This is a genomic window from Oleiphilus sp. HI0080, from assembly GCF_001635135.1.
On the sequence record NZ_LWFU01000798.1, the window covers coordinates 1 to 531 of the forward strand.

The 531-nt window shown below is 46.7% G+C and carries 1 protein-coding gene; it reads left to right on the forward strand.

Annotated features, from left to right (window positions below; genetic code table 11):
* On the forward strand, positions 1-130 hold a 130-nt coding region (locus A3751_RS23905; RefSeq protein WP_197466422.1), incomplete at its 5' end, for a pentapeptide repeat-containing protein.
* Between the last annotated feature and the right edge of the window lie 401 nt (positions 131-531).

Below are 531 nucleotides of genomic sequence, written 5' to 3' on the forward strand. Positions count from 1 at the left end.
CCTTTTTTGGGTTCACCTTTCTTGGGCTCACCTTTCTTGGGCTCACCTTTCTTGGGCTCACCTTTCTTGGGCTCACCTTTCTTGGGCTCACCTTTCTTGGGTTCGCCTTTCTTGGGTTCGCCTTTCTTGAGCTCACCTTTCTTGAGCTCACCTTTCTTGGGTTCGCCTTTCTTGGGTTCGCCTTTCTTGGGCGGGTTTTTCTCGTTGTTGTAGCCACCCGGCCCATCTTGTTGATTGCCGAAGGTGCCGTCGTCCTTATTCTTGTCGACAGAGTAGACCTGTTCTAAAGGATCTTTCTTCTTCTCTGCTTCTTTCTTCTCTGCCTTTTTCTTCTCTGCCTTTTTCTTCTCTGCTTCTTTCTTCTTCTCGGCTTCTTTCTTCTTCTCCGCTTCTTTCTTCTTCTCAGCCTCTTTCTTCTTCTCGGCTTCTTTCTTCTTCTCCGCTTCTTTCTTCTTCTCGGCTTCTTTCTTCTTCTCNNCTTCTTTCTTCTTCTCCTCTTCTTTCTTCTTCTCTGCTTCTTTCTTCTTCTCT